Source organism: Aerococcus urinaehominis (assembly GCF_001543245.1).
Classification (GTDB): Bacteria; Bacillota; Bacilli; order Lactobacillales; family Aerococcaceae; genus Aerococcus; species Aerococcus urinaehominis.
This window is the reverse complement of record NZ_CP014163.1, coordinates 38,428-52,870: the sequence shown is the minus strand read 5'-3', so window position 1 is coordinate 52,870 and position 14,443 is coordinate 38,428. Positions and strand designations below refer to the sequence as shown.

11 protein-coding genes and 1 other RNA gene are annotated in these 14,443 nt (G+C 44.6%); 4 read left to right on the top strand and 8 right to left on the bottom strand.

Annotated elements, in window-relative coordinates:
* Position 1: 1 nt before the first annotated feature.
* The 3 genes from sppA to hisS are packed head-to-tail and all read right to left on the bottom strand — an operon-like array spanning position 2 to position 4,124.
* Positions 2-1,045: a signal peptide peptidase SppA gene (sppA, locus tag AWM75_RS00260; protein ID WP_067977175.1), complete on the bottom strand. Its 1,044-nt coding sequence runs from the start codon at positions 1,043-1,045 to the stop codon at positions 2-4.
* An 11-nt stretch (positions 1,046-1,056) separates the two neighbouring features.
* On the bottom strand, positions 1,057-2,829 hold the full coding sequence (gene aspS, locus AWM75_RS00255) for an aspartate--tRNA ligase (protein ID WP_067977174.1): 1,773 nt from the start codon (positions 2,827-2,829) through the stop codon (positions 1,057-1,059).
* The gene (gene hisS / locus AWM75_RS00250) at positions 2,826-4,124 is read right to left on the bottom strand and encodes a histidine--tRNA ligase (RefSeq protein WP_082701997.1); all 1,299 of its coding nucleotides are present in this window, start codon (positions 4,122-4,124) and stop codon (positions 2,826-2,828) included. The genes aspS and hisS overlap by 4 nt, the downstream gene beginning before the upstream one ends.
* A 378-nt stretch (positions 4,125-4,502) precedes the next feature.
* Between hisS and AWM75_RS00245 the strand changes: the two genes are divergently transcribed.
* Both AWM75_RS00245 and AWM75_RS00240 read left to right on the top strand, forming a co-directional pair.
* Positions 4,503-5,876, top strand: coding sequence for an N-acetylmuramoyl-L-alanine amidase (locus tag AWM75_RS00245; RefSeq protein ID WP_067977173.1), 1,374 nt, complete (start codon positions 4,503-4,505; stop codon positions 5,874-5,876).
* Positions 5,877-6,028: 152 nt separating this feature from the next.
* Positions 6,029-8,497 (top strand): cell wall-binding repeat-containing protein, encoded by a 2,469-nt coding sequence (locus tag AWM75_RS00240; protein ID WP_067977172.1) that lies wholly within the window; start codon positions 6,029-6,031, stop codon positions 8,495-8,497.
* 58 nt (positions 8,498-8,555) lie between these two features.
* On the opposite strand, the gene dtd is transcribed toward AWM75_RS00240, so the two are convergent.
* The 5 genes from dtd to AWM75_RS00215 all read right to left on the bottom strand — a co-directional run bounded on the left by dtd (position 8,556) and on the right by AWM75_RS00215 (position 13,492).
* Positions 8,556-9,002, bottom strand: a complete 447-nt coding sequence (gene dtd, locus AWM75_RS00235; RefSeq protein ID WP_067977171.1) for a D-aminoacyl-tRNA deacylase — start codon at positions 9,000-9,002, stop codon at positions 8,556-8,558.
* Between the two features lie 14 nt (positions 9,003-9,016).
* Positions 9,017-11,245 carry a RelA/SpoT family protein gene (locus AWM75_RS00230; protein ID WP_067977170.1) on the bottom strand — a complete coding sequence of 743 codons (2,229 nt, stop codon included), beginning with the start codon at positions 11,243-11,245 and terminating at the stop codon, positions 9,017-9,019.
* Positions 11,246-11,310: 65 nt separating this feature from the next.
* A complete protein-coding gene (locus AWM75_RS00225) occupies positions 11,311-12,060 on the bottom strand; it encodes a 16S rRNA (uracil(1498)-N(3))-methyltransferase (RefSeq protein ID WP_067977169.1) in 750 nt (249 codons plus the stop codon).
* Positions 12,042-12,995 (bottom strand): 50S ribosomal protein L11 methyltransferase, encoded by a 954-nt coding sequence (gene prmA, locus AWM75_RS00220; protein ID WP_067977168.1) that lies wholly within the window; start codon positions 12,993-12,995, stop codon positions 12,042-12,044. The genes AWM75_RS00225 and prmA overlap by 19 nt, the downstream gene beginning before the upstream one ends.
* Positions 12,995-13,492 (bottom strand): hypothetical protein, encoded by a 498-nt coding sequence (locus AWM75_RS00215; RefSeq protein WP_067977167.1) that lies wholly within the window; start codon positions 13,490-13,492, stop codon positions 12,995-12,997. Before AWM75_RS00215 ends, prmA begins: the two co-directional genes overlap by 1 nt.
* A 152-nt stretch (positions 13,493-13,644) precedes the next feature.
* On the opposite strand from AWM75_RS00215, the gene gpsB reads away from it, so the two are divergent.
* Positions 13,645-14,016: a cell division regulator GpsB gene (gene gpsB, locus AWM75_RS00210; RefSeq protein WP_067977166.1), complete on the top strand. Its 372-nt coding sequence runs from the start codon at positions 13,645-13,647 to the stop codon at positions 14,014-14,016.
* 46 nt (positions 14,017-14,062) lie between these two features.
* An RNA gene (rnpB, locus tag AWM75_RS00205) (RNase P RNA component class B) lies at positions 14,063-14,414 on the top strand.
* The last annotated feature ends 29 nt before the right edge of the window (positions 14,415-14,443 follow it).

Sequence of the window (14,443 nt, the reverse complement as noted above, 5' to 3'; positions counted from 1 at the left end):
ATTAGGCACCCCCGTACAAATAGTAGAAGCGCGGTGCTTGTCCCGATTCGAGCAAGTGGTTCATGGCTTCAATTTGCGCAGCCGGTGCTTGGTCCTGGCCGCCATTTTGAAGCTTAGCCAACATTTCTTTAGCTTGAGACAAGGCTGGCAGTAAACTGTTTAAGGCCGGATTAGGAATTTTAGGACTGTAGTCAACAACCATAGCCTCTCCCAGGTTCAGATCAGACTGGAGGGCTGCCAGGGCATCTTCTTTAAAGCCCAGTTCATCAACCAAGCCATTATCCTTGGCCTGCTGACCGGTGTAAGTCCGGCCATCAGCCAGCTTACGTACCTGGTCTTCATTCAGCTTAGGCCGGCCCTGGTCCACAATACTAACAAACCGGTCATACATCTGGTTGACCTGTGACTGGTAGATTTTTTTCTCATCATCAGTCATATCCCGGTAAATCGCACCAGCATCCTTAGGGCCACCAGATTTAAAAACTTCAACCTTGAAACCATGCTCATCCATAAATCCTTTGGCATTTAAGGCCTGAGAGATGACACCGATTGATCCTGTGGTCGTATTGATATCCGCAAAAACCTTATCGCCAACCATGGAAATCATATAACCACCTGAAGCAGCTACCGGCCCTTGCGAGACATAGATTGGCAACTGGCGGGCCTCTTTAAGGTCAGCCAGGGCCCGATACAATTGGTCAGATTCATAGACGCCACCACCTGGCGAGTTAATAACCAAAAGCAGGGCTTTAACGGTTTTATCTTCCTTAATTAGATCGATTTGATCTAACAGGTCTTCATGACGATAGCTTTGTGGGCTAGCCAGGGGCGAATCTTCGGCCTGACCAGCAATTACCCCCTCCACATTGAGCACCGCAATCCTTTGATTGGGATTACCTGGGACAATCACCTCTTGGTCAGCTTGCCCCAAGGCTTCTTGTACAGTCTCACTCGAAAGCGTGTGGTTGGTCATTGTTTGTCCTAGCGCCCCCATCACTAGGAAGAGGGCCGCTAAAATTACCAGAAACCATGTGCGTTTTTTCATCGCTCTACTCCTTAATCAAGGTCAATACTAGTCACTTCCAGAGATAATTCTTCTAATTGGTCATCAGAAACTGGTGATGGTGCCCCTGTTAGCGGATCAAAGGCGCGACCATTTTTAGGGAAGGCAATGACTTCACGAATATTTTCCTCACCAGCAATGAGCATCACTAAGCGGTCTAAACCTAGCGCTAAACCGCCATGTGGTGGGAAACCGTAGTCTAGGGCATCTAATAAGAAGCCGAATTGGGCTTGGGCTGATTCTTGACTAAAGCCAAGAGTTTCAAACATTTGCATTTGCAAATCTTTATTGTGAATCCGTAGTGAGCCCCCACCAATTTCGTAACCATTAAGCACAATATCATAAGCTTGGGCATAAACCTGGTCAGGCTGGTCAGCTAACTTGTCTAAATCAGCTTCATTTGGCATGGTGAATGGGTGGTGCATGGCATTATAACGGCCAGCTTGATTATCGTACTCTAAGAGTGGCCAGTTGACTACCCAGAGGAAGTTGAATTGATTTGGGTCCATCAAGTCTAGCTCGCGGGCAAATTTCAAGCGAATTTCAGCTAATGATTGGTTAACGACACTAGCTTGGTCAGCTAAGAAGACTAAAATATCCCCTGCTTGTGCTTGTAAGCGGTCGGTTAGTGGTGCTGGATTATCCTTAAAGAACTTGCCAATTGGTCCAGTCAAACCGTCATCTGTTACCTTAATCCAAGCCACACCCTTGGCACCAAAGGTTGAGGCAAAATCAGTTAGACCATCGAGGTCCTTACGTGAATAGTTGTCACCGGCGCCTTTAACATTAATGGCTTTAACGATGCCGCCATTTTCAACTGCCTGGTTGAAGACCTTAAAGTCGTACTGGTCAACAATATCAGAAATGTCGACCAAGTGCATATCAAAGCGGGTATCAGGTTTATCAGTACCGTACTTGGCCATGGCTTCATCGTAAGAAATCACTGGGAAGGCCTGGTCAATTTCAAGTCCCCGGCTTTCTTTCATCACCTGTTTAAGCATAGCTTCCACAATATCACGAATTTCTTCTTGGCCTAAAAAGCTGGTTTCTAAGTCAACCTGGGTGAATTCTGGTTGGCGGTCACCACGTAAGTCTTCATCACGGAAGCAGCGGACGATTTGATAGTAGCGGTCCATACCAGACGCCATCAATAATTGTTTAAATAATTGGGGTGACTGTGGCAAGGCATAGAATTGACCTTCATGGACCCGTGAAGGCACTAGGTAATCACGGGCACCTTCAGGGGTAGATTTGGTTAAATAAGGGGTTTCAATATCAACAAAGCCTAAATTATCTAAGTAATTACGGATGGCTTTGGTTACCTTATGGCGAAGTAGGATGTTTTTAGTCATTTCAGGACGGCGCAAGTCGACATAGCGATGTTTTAAGCGGATTTCATCATTAACATCAATGTCATCTTCAACCGCAAATGGCGGTGTTTTAGCGGTTGATAGGATAGTTAGCTGGCTAGCCATAACTTCTACTTCACCAGTTTTAATTTTAGGATTAACTAGGTCAGCTTCGCGAGCCACTACTTGTCCTTGTACTTCGATAATATACTCTGACCGTAATCTTTCAGCCTGGTCAAATTGGCCAGCCAAGTTTTCTTCATTAAATACAACTTGGACAATGCCTTCCCGGTCGCGTAGGTCGACGAAAATAACCCCACCTAGGTCACGGCGCTTTTGGACCCAACCTTTTAGGGTCACATCTTGTCCAACAAAATCTTTAGAAATTAAACCACAATATTCTGTTCTCTTCATTATTTATTATCTCCTTTAATCGCTTCGATGATTGGTCTAGGATCAGCGGCTAAATCAGCATAGGCAACGGTTTCTTCCTTGCCACTGGCCATATTTTTAATTTGTACAACCTGGTCGGCAATTTCTTGACCACCGATGGTAATGACCAGGTCGGCACCTTGCTTATCAGCTTCCTTGAACTGGCGCTTAGCCTTACGCATTAAAAAGTCACGGTCAGCCGTATAACCTGCTTGACGCAGCTGGTGGAGGACCTTCATGGCGTAACGGTCGGTCTCCTCCCCAATATTAACTACGTAAATATCAAGTGGGTGCATTTCAGGGACTTGGACGTCCTGATCAGCCATGGTTAAAATCAAGCGTTCCAGACCGATAGCGAAACCACAGCCTGGCACTTCTTGTTTACCGTCAGATAACTGACTGACCAAACCATCATAGGAACCGCCACCACAAATAGTGGCCTGGGCATTGAGGTCATCACCCAGGGGCATAATTTCAAAAATAGTGTCCTGGTAGTAATCTAGGCCGCGCACCATATTGGCATCAATTTCGTATGGAATCCCTAAATCATCAAGCATGGCTTGGACCATATCAAAACGGGCTTTAGACGCTTCTGACAAGTAAGCCAAGATCGACGGGGCACCTTTGACAAGTTCCTGGTCTTGCGGGGCTTTAGAATCAAGGACCCGCAGTGGGTTCTTATGTAGCCGGGTTTGCGAATCCTTAGACAATTGGTCAAAATGGGGTTCTAAATAATCAATCAGGGCCTGACGGTAGGCAAGCCGTGTATCGGGTGTACCCAAAGAATTAATCACTAGCTTTTTATTATGAATACCCAAACTAGTTAAAATATCCCAGGCTAGGCTAATAACTTCCACATCCGTATTGGCATTGGCATTACCAAAAACTTCAACACCCAATTGGTTAAACTGGCGTTGCCGACCACCTTGGGGGCGCTCATAGCGGAACATAGGGCTTAGATAGAAGACCTTATAGGGTTTAGCTTCTTCTGGCGCATATAATTTATGTTCGATGAAGGCCCGGACGACAGCGGCAGTTCCTTCAGGTTTTAGGGCGATATGGCGGTCACCCTTGTCGTAAAAATCGTACATTTCCTTTGAGACCACATCCGTAGTCTCCCCTACCCCACGCGCAAATAAGTCGTAAGACTCAAACATAGGGGTTCTAATTTCAAAATAACGGTAACGGTCTAGGATAGCTTTGGCTGTTTCTTCAACAAATTGCCAAACATCCACTTGACCAGGTAGAATATCTACCGTCCCTTTTGGTTTTTGAATCAATACACTTCCTCCTCTAACTGAAATAAAAAAGTCCCTATTCCAAAAATTGGAATAAGGACGAATTGTTCGTGGTACCACCTTAAGTTCAGTATCATTATACTCTCAAATGCTTAACGCGCATACACGGGATAACTTTGCATTATCCGCCTCCAGATTGTCACATGCAAGTACAGCCGAACCCTTTCACCAAGCGGGTCCTCTCTTGAGACTATAAAAGCAATCGATCCTTCATCAGCTATTTCTCAACTAGAATAACGAATTTCCCTAATAAAGTCAAGACTGGCCAAGAAAACTAGGTCAATAAATTAATCCTGAATAGAATTGCTTTTAACTAGTAAAATAGATAAACTAGTTTTACAAGTAGATGGGAGCAAGGCCATGCAGAAAGTAAAAGACCATATAAAAACCAACCAAAATCAATATATCATTTACCTGACCTTGATTGCTGTCCTCTTTGCCCTAATTGGATACGATATATACCAACACAACAAGGCCCACAGCCGGGTCATCCAATCTCCGGTTGTCAATATGCGCCAGGGGCCGAGCGTTACCTATGACATCCAGGAGCAAGTTAAAGCCGGCAGCAAATATAAGGTTCTCGACGAAAAAAATGATTGGACCTATATTGCCTTAAATAACGGTAAAGTCGGCTGGATACCAAATTGGTTATCGACCGGTCAGCTACCTGATGAGGCTAACGGTTTTATTGCGACCGTGATCAAAGATCAGGCCCAGCTCTACGATGCTAGCGACCAGACCAATGTCGTGGCAACTGCTGATCGTAATCAAAAGTTCCCTATTCTTCATCAAGATAAGGGGCTAGTACAAATTCAATTGCCACAAAGTATTGCGTGGATCAACCAAGCTGATATCGAAATCACCCCTGGTAATATGCTTAACCGAGGACATTATGCCATGGATAGCGAAACCAGGTTGGCCTACCAAGAATTTTTAGCCAATTACCCAGCTAGCGTGAATACCAATGCAGAAGGCGTCAACCTCTATAGCCAAGCAGATACGAATTCAGAAGTCATTACAACCCTACCTAATAATGAACAGATGGGCTATCTGGGACAAGATGATATCTTCTACCAAGTTGAAACCATCGATGGCCAAGTTGGTTATGTCGCTAACTGGCTAGTCACCAGCAATGCCGATGTCATGGCTGAAGCTGGTAAAGCCGCCCGTGATCAAGGGGCTTTAGCTGGTAAAACCATAGTTGTGGATCCCGGTCATGGGGGTGAAGATCCTGGTGCCATTGATGCTAGTGAGAGCGTCTATGAAAAGGAAAACACCCTATCCACCGCTAATTATCTCAAAGAAGCGCTAGAAGCTGAGGGCGCCAAAGTAATCATGACCCGCCAAGAAGACGTGCTGGTTGACCTAGCTGAAATTCCTCAAATCGCCAACCAGGCTGGAGCCGATGCCTTTGTCAGCCTCCACTATGATGCCGCTGAAGACCTCACCCGGTCCGGAACGACCGTTTATTATTATGATGAAGGCCTCTCCTACCAGCTCGCCCAACAGGTCCAAGCCCAGCTGATGGAACAAGGGCCACTACGGTCTAACGGTAGCCACTTTGGCGACTACCAGGTGCTAAGAGATAACCAGCGTCCTGCTATTTTGCTGGAACTAGGTTATATGTCTAACCCATATGACTTGTCTACCTTCACCCAAGCTGAATACCAAAAAACTGTTGCCAAGGCCATTGTGGATGGTCTAGCCTGCTATCTAGCAGATCAGCAAGCTTAAAACACTTTAAGAGTCAATCCTGGGTCATCCCCAGATTGGCTCTTTTTATTTTTCATTTCTATAAAATTTAATGAAACTAATTTTCATATTGTTTAAATAATTTCTTAATGTTATCTTATGATTATAAAATATTTTTAATGGAGGCCCACCCTATGTTAAAGAAAAATTTTAAATCGACCCTAGCAGTTAGCTTGTTCTCAACTGCTCTACTAGTTGGTCTAAGCCAACCAGTTCAAGCTGATGAGACCATCGAGCCAGTGACTGCTGATAACGTAGACAATAATCAGCCATCATCTCAACCAGAAACGCCAGTTGAGACTAATGTTGAAACATCAAACAGCAATGTAGCAACAGTCGCCGCAGATGGCACTAAATTAGATAGTTATGGTGTACCAATTGTTGAAGATAGCTGGATTATCCCTAATAGATCTAGTGTTAGACCAGCATTTATATATAATGATGAAGAGGAATTAGACTTTCCTTACGCAACTGAAGAGGTCTTTATTAAGAAAGGTGATTTTGATGTCCCATTAGATAAAGCTGGTATGCCAGAGCTAGTAATAGTGGACAACACTTACTATGTAATAAAACACACGCCGGAGTCAGATACTTACACTTACGATGATGAAAAATCTGGCGAAATTAAAACTGCTCCCTATGAGGGCGACCGAATTTTAGTGGTTAGAGCCTCTAAAGAAGATATCTTAAAGAGACGTCCTATGAAAGGGGCGGGACTGCGTGCTATTATCACGAAAGAATACGCCCTACCTGAAAAGGTCAAGCCAGCTACTACCATCAAAACACCTCTTTCTGCAACTAAAGATAACAGCAAGGACCCACAAGTTAACTTTAAAGCAGCCGATGGTAACATTTATACTGACCGGATTGCTGGCCAAAACCGCTTCAAGAATGCGGTAGCTATTAGCCAGGCTGGTTGGAACCAATCAGAAGTTGTCTTCCTAGCTAATGGTTACCAATTCGCTGACTCTTTAACTGGTGCTCCGCTAGCTGCGCTTTATGATGCGCCTATCCTATTAACTCGGGCAGACCGGATTGAAGAGGAAACAATCAAGGAAATTGCCCGTCTGAAGGCTCGCGAGGTCGTTATCTTGGGTGGTCTGCGCTCAGTTAACCAAGAAATTCAAGACCAATTGGCTAAGTCTTATGTGGTAACGCGCATCGGCGGTAAAAACCGTTACGAACAAGCAGCCCTTGTTGCCGCGGAAATGGCGAAAGCAACTGGCAAAACCCAAGACCAGGTCTTCGTAGCCAGCGGTGAAAGCTTTGCTGATGCTTTGTCTATTGCCCAAGTTGCTGCCCAAAAACAAATCCCTATCCTCTTAACTAGAGGCAACCGGGTTGAAAATGAATTTAAAGCCTATGTGAAGCCAGGCTTAAGCTACACCATCATTGGTGGCGAAGCAACTATTTCTAAAAAGGTTGCCCAAGAAATTGCTAAACATGGTAAAACCTACCGGATTGGTGGTCGCGACCGCTATGAAGTCAACCGCAACATCTTAAAACAATACGGTAATCCAAATAACCATACCTATGTTGTTTCTGGTGAAGCCTTCGCTGATGCCCTACCAGCTTCGGTACTAGCTAATAAACACAAGACTTCAATTTTATTAGTGCGCAACCATGAATTAACCCTGCAAGAGCAAGTTTTAAATGCGCTAAACAATAAAACCTTCAACCACTTTACTTTAATTGGTGGTCACAAAACATTAACCCAACATACTGAGAAGTTAATGCACCAACCTAAGTTGTTAGCACAATACATGGGTGTTAAATCTAGCCAAAAAATCACCAATAAAGATGCGCGAGGTCTGGTTCTTAATGCAGTGACTTTATTTAGTCGCCCAGAATTAACCTACCATGCTCGTGAAATTGGTAAAATTGCTGCTGAAGCAGTTGTGCGCCCAATCGCCAAGGCTGTCCGTGCAGATGATAAAACCTTCTACCAAGTCATCTATAACAAGCTAACTGGTTGGATTCCAGCTGACCAATTAAGAACTGAACGTTTACTAAGCCACGTACCTTATCGTAGCCAGTATAAACCTTTCTTTGCTCCTTACGGCTGTGCCGGTGGTGCTGCTTCAATGCTGTTAGGTTCTGTCGGTGTCAACCCTGATATCAAGACCCTAATTACTAATGTGCCAATGGAAAAAGATGGCGTTAAAGGTGGACAAAATGGTAATAACTTTGTCCAAGGTATTGGCTTTAATAAGGTAGTAGAAGCGCCTGTCTTGACTAAATACCTTAACGATTCTTACTTGAAGAATGTCGATCATACAGTTGAGAACATTTCAGGCTACAGCACTGACCAAATTATTCGTGAAGTATTAAAAGGTAATCCAATTCAATACTATGGTTATACTGCTTACCAATTTAATCCTGCCCACCAAAACCGCCGCAACCACAATAAGGTGATTGCTGGCTTCAAGGATGGTAAATTCTTAGTTTACGACCCAGCCTACAATAATATGAATGGCGGCCCTGGATCAACTTCTGGTAACCGTTACTATGACCGCGGTGCCCGCGCTTGGACATCACGGGACTACTTCGAAGAAGAGTACTACCTAGGTGGTAAACCAGGTTCAGCCCTGACAATTAAATAAGTTATGCCTAAATAAAAATGCCTCGGCTAAGTTGCCGAGGCATTTTTTATGTCACCATTTATTCTTCTGAGTCTAATATAATCGTTACCGGACCGTCATTAACTAAGCTAACCTGCATGTCGGCGCCAAATTCACCAGTTGCAACTGGTAAATGATAGTCTTGTGATAAGGCCTGATTTAAAGCCTGGTAGATTTTATTAGAGTAATCTGGTTGCCCAGCATCGGTAAAGCTAGGTCGGTTACCCTTTTTGGTGCGCGCATACAAAGTAAATTGAGAAATTGATAGCACGGCACCACCAATATCTTTAACTGATAGGTTCATCTTACCTGCCTCATCAGAAAAAATCCGCATATTGGCAATTTTTCTAGCCATATAGGCGACGGTATCCTGGTCATCCTGGTCGGATACCCCTACCAGCAACATGAGACCGGGCCCAATCTGACCAACAACTTCCTGGTCGATGGTAACCTGGGCCTGGCTAACTCTTTGGATTACTATCCGCATCGTTTGCCTCCTTACTATGATTCTGCTCGTTGTGCATCATAAACATCAGGGATACCCTTGAGTTTATCAAGAATTTTATCTAGCTGGTTCAAGCCCTGAACGCCTATATGAAGGCGAATTTTGGTCGTATTATACTTCTGGTCAACATTACCATTAACCTGGTTCAAAGATAAGTTAAAAGCAGAAATAACCTGGAGAATATCATTTAACAAACCGCCCCGGTTGTAGGCAGCCACTTCAATCGCGACATCATACTCCTGGTCGTTATGGGCCGCTGTGTCCTCCCACTCTACTTCAATCAAGCGGTCGGTATCAACCAAGCTTGGATCAACATTGCGGCAGTCAGCCCGGTGGACGGAGATGCCCCGGCCTTTAGTAATATAACCCCTGATTTCATCACCAGGCACTGGGTTACAGCAATGCGCCAGGCGCATCATCAAATTATCAACGCCTTCGACAACAACCCCATCCTTATGGCGGATGGTCATCTTTTCATTTTTCGCTTTGCTGGTTGATTCTTTGGCTAATTCCTCTTCCAATTCAAGTCGCCGGGCTTCTTTTTCCCGCTCTTGCCGCGGTTTTTCTAAAATCCGGTTGGCAACAGCCGTTGACGAAAGTTCTCCAAAACCGACAGCCGCAAAGAGGTCGTCTTCACTAGAAAAATTAAAGCGGTCCAAGAGGTCTTCCAGTACCCTTTTGTTGTAGACCTCTTTCATAGTGAAATCGTGGTCTGCGACTAATTTTTCAACTAGGTCACGACCCTTTTCAATGTTTTCATCGCGATCTTGCAACTTGAAGTAACGCTTAATTTTATTGCGAGCCCGGTTTGTAGCAACCAGTTTAATCCAGTCCCTAGATGGGCCAGCTGATTTAGATGAGGTCAAAATTTCAACGATATCACCATTTTTTAATTGGTAATCCAAAGGGACAATCTTAGAATTTATTTTGGCCCCCACTGTTTTGTTACCAACCTCAGTATGGACACTGTAGGCGAAATCTAAAGGCACAGCTCCCTTGGGCAGCTCGGTCACATCACCTTTAGGGGTAAAGACATAAACCTTATCTTTAAAGATATCTTGCTTGACTGATTCCATAAAATCGGTAGCTGAACCAGTCTCATCCCCTAAATCTTGGAGTTGCTTAAACCACTCTATTTGTTGGTCAAGAGGGTCAGCTTCAACCTTATCAGTTTGCCCCCGCTTATAAGCCCAGTGAGCGGCAACCCCGTATTCAGCTACCTCATGCATTTCAAAGGTACGAATTTGAATTTCCACCGGCAGGCCATACGACCCAATTACTGTAGTATGGATGGATTGGTAGAGGTTAGCCTTGGGCATGGCGATATAGTCTTTAAAGCGTCCTGGTAATGGTTTCCAAGCTGTGTGGGTAGCGCCTAAGACCGCATAACAATCCTTGACCGATTCTACTAAGACCCTAATTGCTAGGAAGTCAAAAATCTCATCGAATTCCTTCTTCTGGTCAACCATTTTTCGGTAAATCGAATAAATATGCTTGGGCCGTCCGTAAATTTCAAATGGTGTATCCACAATTTTAGCCACCTGGACCTTGAGTTGGTCGATGGTTTCTTGGATATATTGTTCCCGCTGGTCACGCTTAGAAGCCATTAGGTGAACAATTTGATAGTAGGCTTCAGGATCGATATAGCGCAGGGCAATATCTTCCAGTTCCCACTTGATAGATGATATCCCCAGTCGATCGGCTAAGGGGGCATAGATTTCTAAGGTCTCCCTGGAAATAGATACCTGCTTTTCCGGTCGATGGAATTTTAAAGTCCGCATATTATGCAAGCGGTCAGCCAGCTTAACAATGACTACCCGCAGGTCATTAGCCATGGCCAAAAGCATTTTACGGTGGTTTTCTGCCAGTTGTTCCTCATGAGACTTATATTTAAACTTACCTAGCTTGGTAACCCCATCAACTAGGGTAGCTACAGTTGGTGAGAAAAAATAGGCGATATCGTCTAGCGATATACCAGTGTCTTCAACCACATCATGGAGAAAACCCGTCACTACCGTATCCGGGTCCATTTTTAATTCAGCAATAATGGCAGCAACTTGAACGGGATGGATAAAGTACGGCTCACCAGACTTGCGCATTTGGTCTCGGTGGGCGCGCTCAGCAAAATCAGCTGCCTTTTCAACATAGGCCACGCCCTCTTTGGACATGTAGCTGGCGCAAAGGTCAATAACCTCTTGCTTGGTATAATCTTTATATTTAGCCATTTTTCGCGCCTCCCTCTATTTATTTTTTTGTCATAGCTAGGCATCCTTCATAGATTTTTAGCTATTTAGTTTAATTCACAGACGTACGAGATGCAAGCTAGGGCATACAAGGGTGCTGTCTCCGTCCGCATAATCCGCGGTCCAAGGCCAACCAAATAGCAGTTTTCTAATTGGCTAAGCACCTCAATTTCATGGGGCGCTAATCCCCCTTCCGGACCAAAGATTAAGGCTAGTCGCTCTCCTGGTTTGACTTGATTTAAAAGTTGGGCCAGTTGCGACCGCTCGCCTTGTTTAGCAGACTCTTCGTAGGCGACGATAACATAATCATAATTAGCTAATTGGCTCAAGGCCTGGTCAAAAGTATGCAAGGGTTGACAGACCGGGACAACTAAGCGTTTCGACTGTTCAGCCGCTGCCTGCATGATTTTTTGTAGCCGGGACACTTTTTTGTCGGCTTTTTTTGGCTCCCACTTAGCGACTGAATAGCGCATGGCCACCGGATAAAATTCGTAGACACCTAGTTCGGTCAATTTTTGAACCAACCACTCAAATTTATCACCCTTAGCTAGGCCAGAAAAAACCGCGACCTGGACTGGTAGCTCGGTCTCAATATCCAAGCGATCACCCAACTGGACTGTCACAAGGTCAGCTAGGTCAATAATTTCAGCTTGATACAGCTGGTGGTTGCCGTCAACCACCTGGACCTGGTCACCAATTTGCATCCGCAAAACCCGGCTGATGTGATGGCTATCAGCCCTGGATAAGGGGAAACTATCCTGAGGATTTAAGCATTGGTCTACAAAATATCTTTGCAAGAAGCATCCCTCCCCTTGCTAGCCAAAATACCATACCAGTCACCACGCCGGACGACAAGTTCAATAGCAAAATTATGGTCACGTAAACAAGTCTGCATTTGGTCAATATTATCTTTATAAATACCAGATAGTAACAAGCGTCCTTGGACTTTAAGCAAATCATAGGCTTGCGGTACCAGTGGTAATAAGATTTCAACCACAATATTGGCAGTAATCAAGTCAACCTGGTCACTTTGACCAGCTAGCAAATCTGCCTGAGCAATTTCCACCACCTGGTCCACCTGGTTAACCACAACATTTTCCCGGGCAGTATCCAAGACTTGGCCATCATACTCGAGTCCCCTTACCCAAGAGGCGCCAAATTTAGCAGCAGCAATCGCTAGGATCCCCGATCCCGTACCCACATCATAAACCCGGTCTCCGGGACGAATGGTTAATTCTAACAGCTTTAAAGCGACTTGGGTAGTAGCGTGGCTACCGGTACCAAAGGCTAAACCGGGATCCAAATAAATCGCCTGGCCGTCTTGGTCACTGGCCTGGTCTTGGTCTTGCTGCCACAGCGGGACAATTCTTAAATAACGGGATAACTGGATGGGTTGATAATAGGTCTTGTAAGCCGAACCCCAGTCTTGATCTTCGAGGCGGTTAAAGCTCACTTGGTCGGGGCTAATTTGGCTGCCCCAAGCTTGATGGATTTGGTCTAAAAGTTGGTCCTGGTCACTATTTTGGTCAAAATAGGCCTTAACTAGTGGCTGGTCCTGATAGCGGGATAAATCCATGCCTTGGGTAATGGTACCCAAGTAATCATCAGGAAATTGGTCAACGTCACGCTGGTCAATAATTTCGGTCCCCAGTGCGCCAATATCTATTAAAAAGGCTGAGACCGAATCTGGATCCGCCTCTTGTAATCTTAAGCTTAGTTCTAGCCATGCCATTAGTCTTCATCCTCCAAAATTAAACGGTCATCATAGCGGCCAATTGCCTGCCTGCTAGTTAGGGATTGGTTGACAAAATGACTTGGCCAGGCTAACTCTAAACCATAGCCCTGACCATTCATTAAGTCATGGACTTGGACACGGGCTTGGCTGACTAGTAAACTTACTGCTTCTAGGTAAATATCAATCTGCCCGTATTGGAATCCAGCTTGGCCAGCTAAGGGGCCCAATCGGTAAATTAAGTCACTGTCACTGTCCTGGTCAGCCAGGGCCCGGTAGTCAAATTGAATATGCAGGCGCAGATAATCTGGATTAATGACTGGCTCACCCTCCCCATCTTGATAAAGGTTTCCCGGCAGATTGCCAGGTAAGTCAACTAAGACCTCTAAATCAATATGGTCCTCGGCTTGACCAGCTCTTAATTGCCAAGGATAGGTCACCTGACTAGCCTGGAGTCGGCTTTCTATGTATGAAAATAATTTATCTGTATGTTTCAAACTAATCCCTAATTTCTTATGTAATATCCTTATTATAGCTTATTTTCAGCTGATGACAATCAAGCTTAACTTATTTTTCACGCTTTTGCGGAACTCTAGCCTCTAATATATGCTATACTAGTAAAGACTATTAATATGAGGTGTTGATTGGCATGACCAAACGTAACTTAACGACTAAAGCAATCTTGCAAAAAGAATTTAAGCCTGCCTTAAGAGGCTTTAATACAGAAGAGGTTGATGAATTCTTAGACCTAGTTATCCGTGACTATGAGTCTTATGAAAAAGAAATCGCCAGCCTAAAAAATGAAATTGACCGACTGCGGCAACGGAATAAGCAAAAAAATACCGACGATGATATAAAAATTGCTGGTAAGCCAGGCAGCCAACCCACCGCTGGTACCACTAACTACGATATCATCCGTCGCTTGTCCAACCTAGAAAAGGCTGTTTTCGGCAGTCATCATCGCCGTAATATCGAAGACGACCGTGATATGGAAACGACCGATGATACCATTATTTATTAAATTTTATAGTTATCAGTAAAATTTAATGTTATAATTATCTACTGTAGGTTTCGGGTAATCACGGCTAGCAATAGCTAGCTGAGGAAAGTCCATGCTCGCACAAGCTGCGATGCTTGTAGTGTTCGTGCTTAGCGAAAAAATAAGCTAAGGCATTAAGTTGACGGCGCTGGTCCCCACTAAGGTTTCGGCTAGGTGGGCAAACAGCCTAAGGTGCCACAGAGACGATCTAGCAAAGAAATGCGCTAGTTGGAACGGGTAAACCCCTCGAGCGAGCAACCCAAACATTGGTCGGGGCACTGCCCAAAGGGAAATGAACTGACGGGCGGACCATTAGGTAGATAGATGATTACCAAAATTGCTCCTAGCAAGAGTAATGGAACAGAACATGGCTTATAGAAATCTACATGCTGAGGTTGGCTGATGCCAA

Excerpts from the sequence above, each read along its gene's own strand:
- sppA (WP_067977175.1), bottom strand. The coding sequence starts at position 1,045 with ATGAAAAAACGCACATGGTTTCTGGTAATTTTAGCGGCCCTCTTCCTA.
- AWM75_RS00245 (WP_067977173.1), top strand. The coding sequence starts at position 4,503 with ATGCAGAAAGTAAAAGACCATATAAAAACCAACCAAAATCAATATATC.
- AWM75_RS00240 (WP_067977172.1), top strand. The coding sequence starts at position 6,029 with ATGTTAAAGAAAAATTTTAAATCGACCCTAGCAGTTAGCTTGTTCTCA.
- dtd (WP_067977171.1), bottom strand. The coding sequence starts at position 9,002 with ATGCGGATAGTAATCCAAAGAGTTAGCCAGGCCCAGGTTACCATCGAC.
- AWM75_RS00230 (WP_067977170.1), bottom strand. The coding sequence starts at position 11,245 with ATGGCTAAATATAAAGATTATACCAAGCAAGAGGTTATTGACCTTTGC.
- prmA (WP_067977168.1), bottom strand. The coding sequence starts at position 12,995 with ATGGCATGGCTAGAACTAAGCTTAAGATTACAAGAGGCGGATCCAGAT.
- gpsB (WP_067977166.1), top strand. The coding sequence starts at position 13,645 with ATGACCAAACGTAACTTAACGACTAAAGCAATCTTGCAAAAAGAATTT.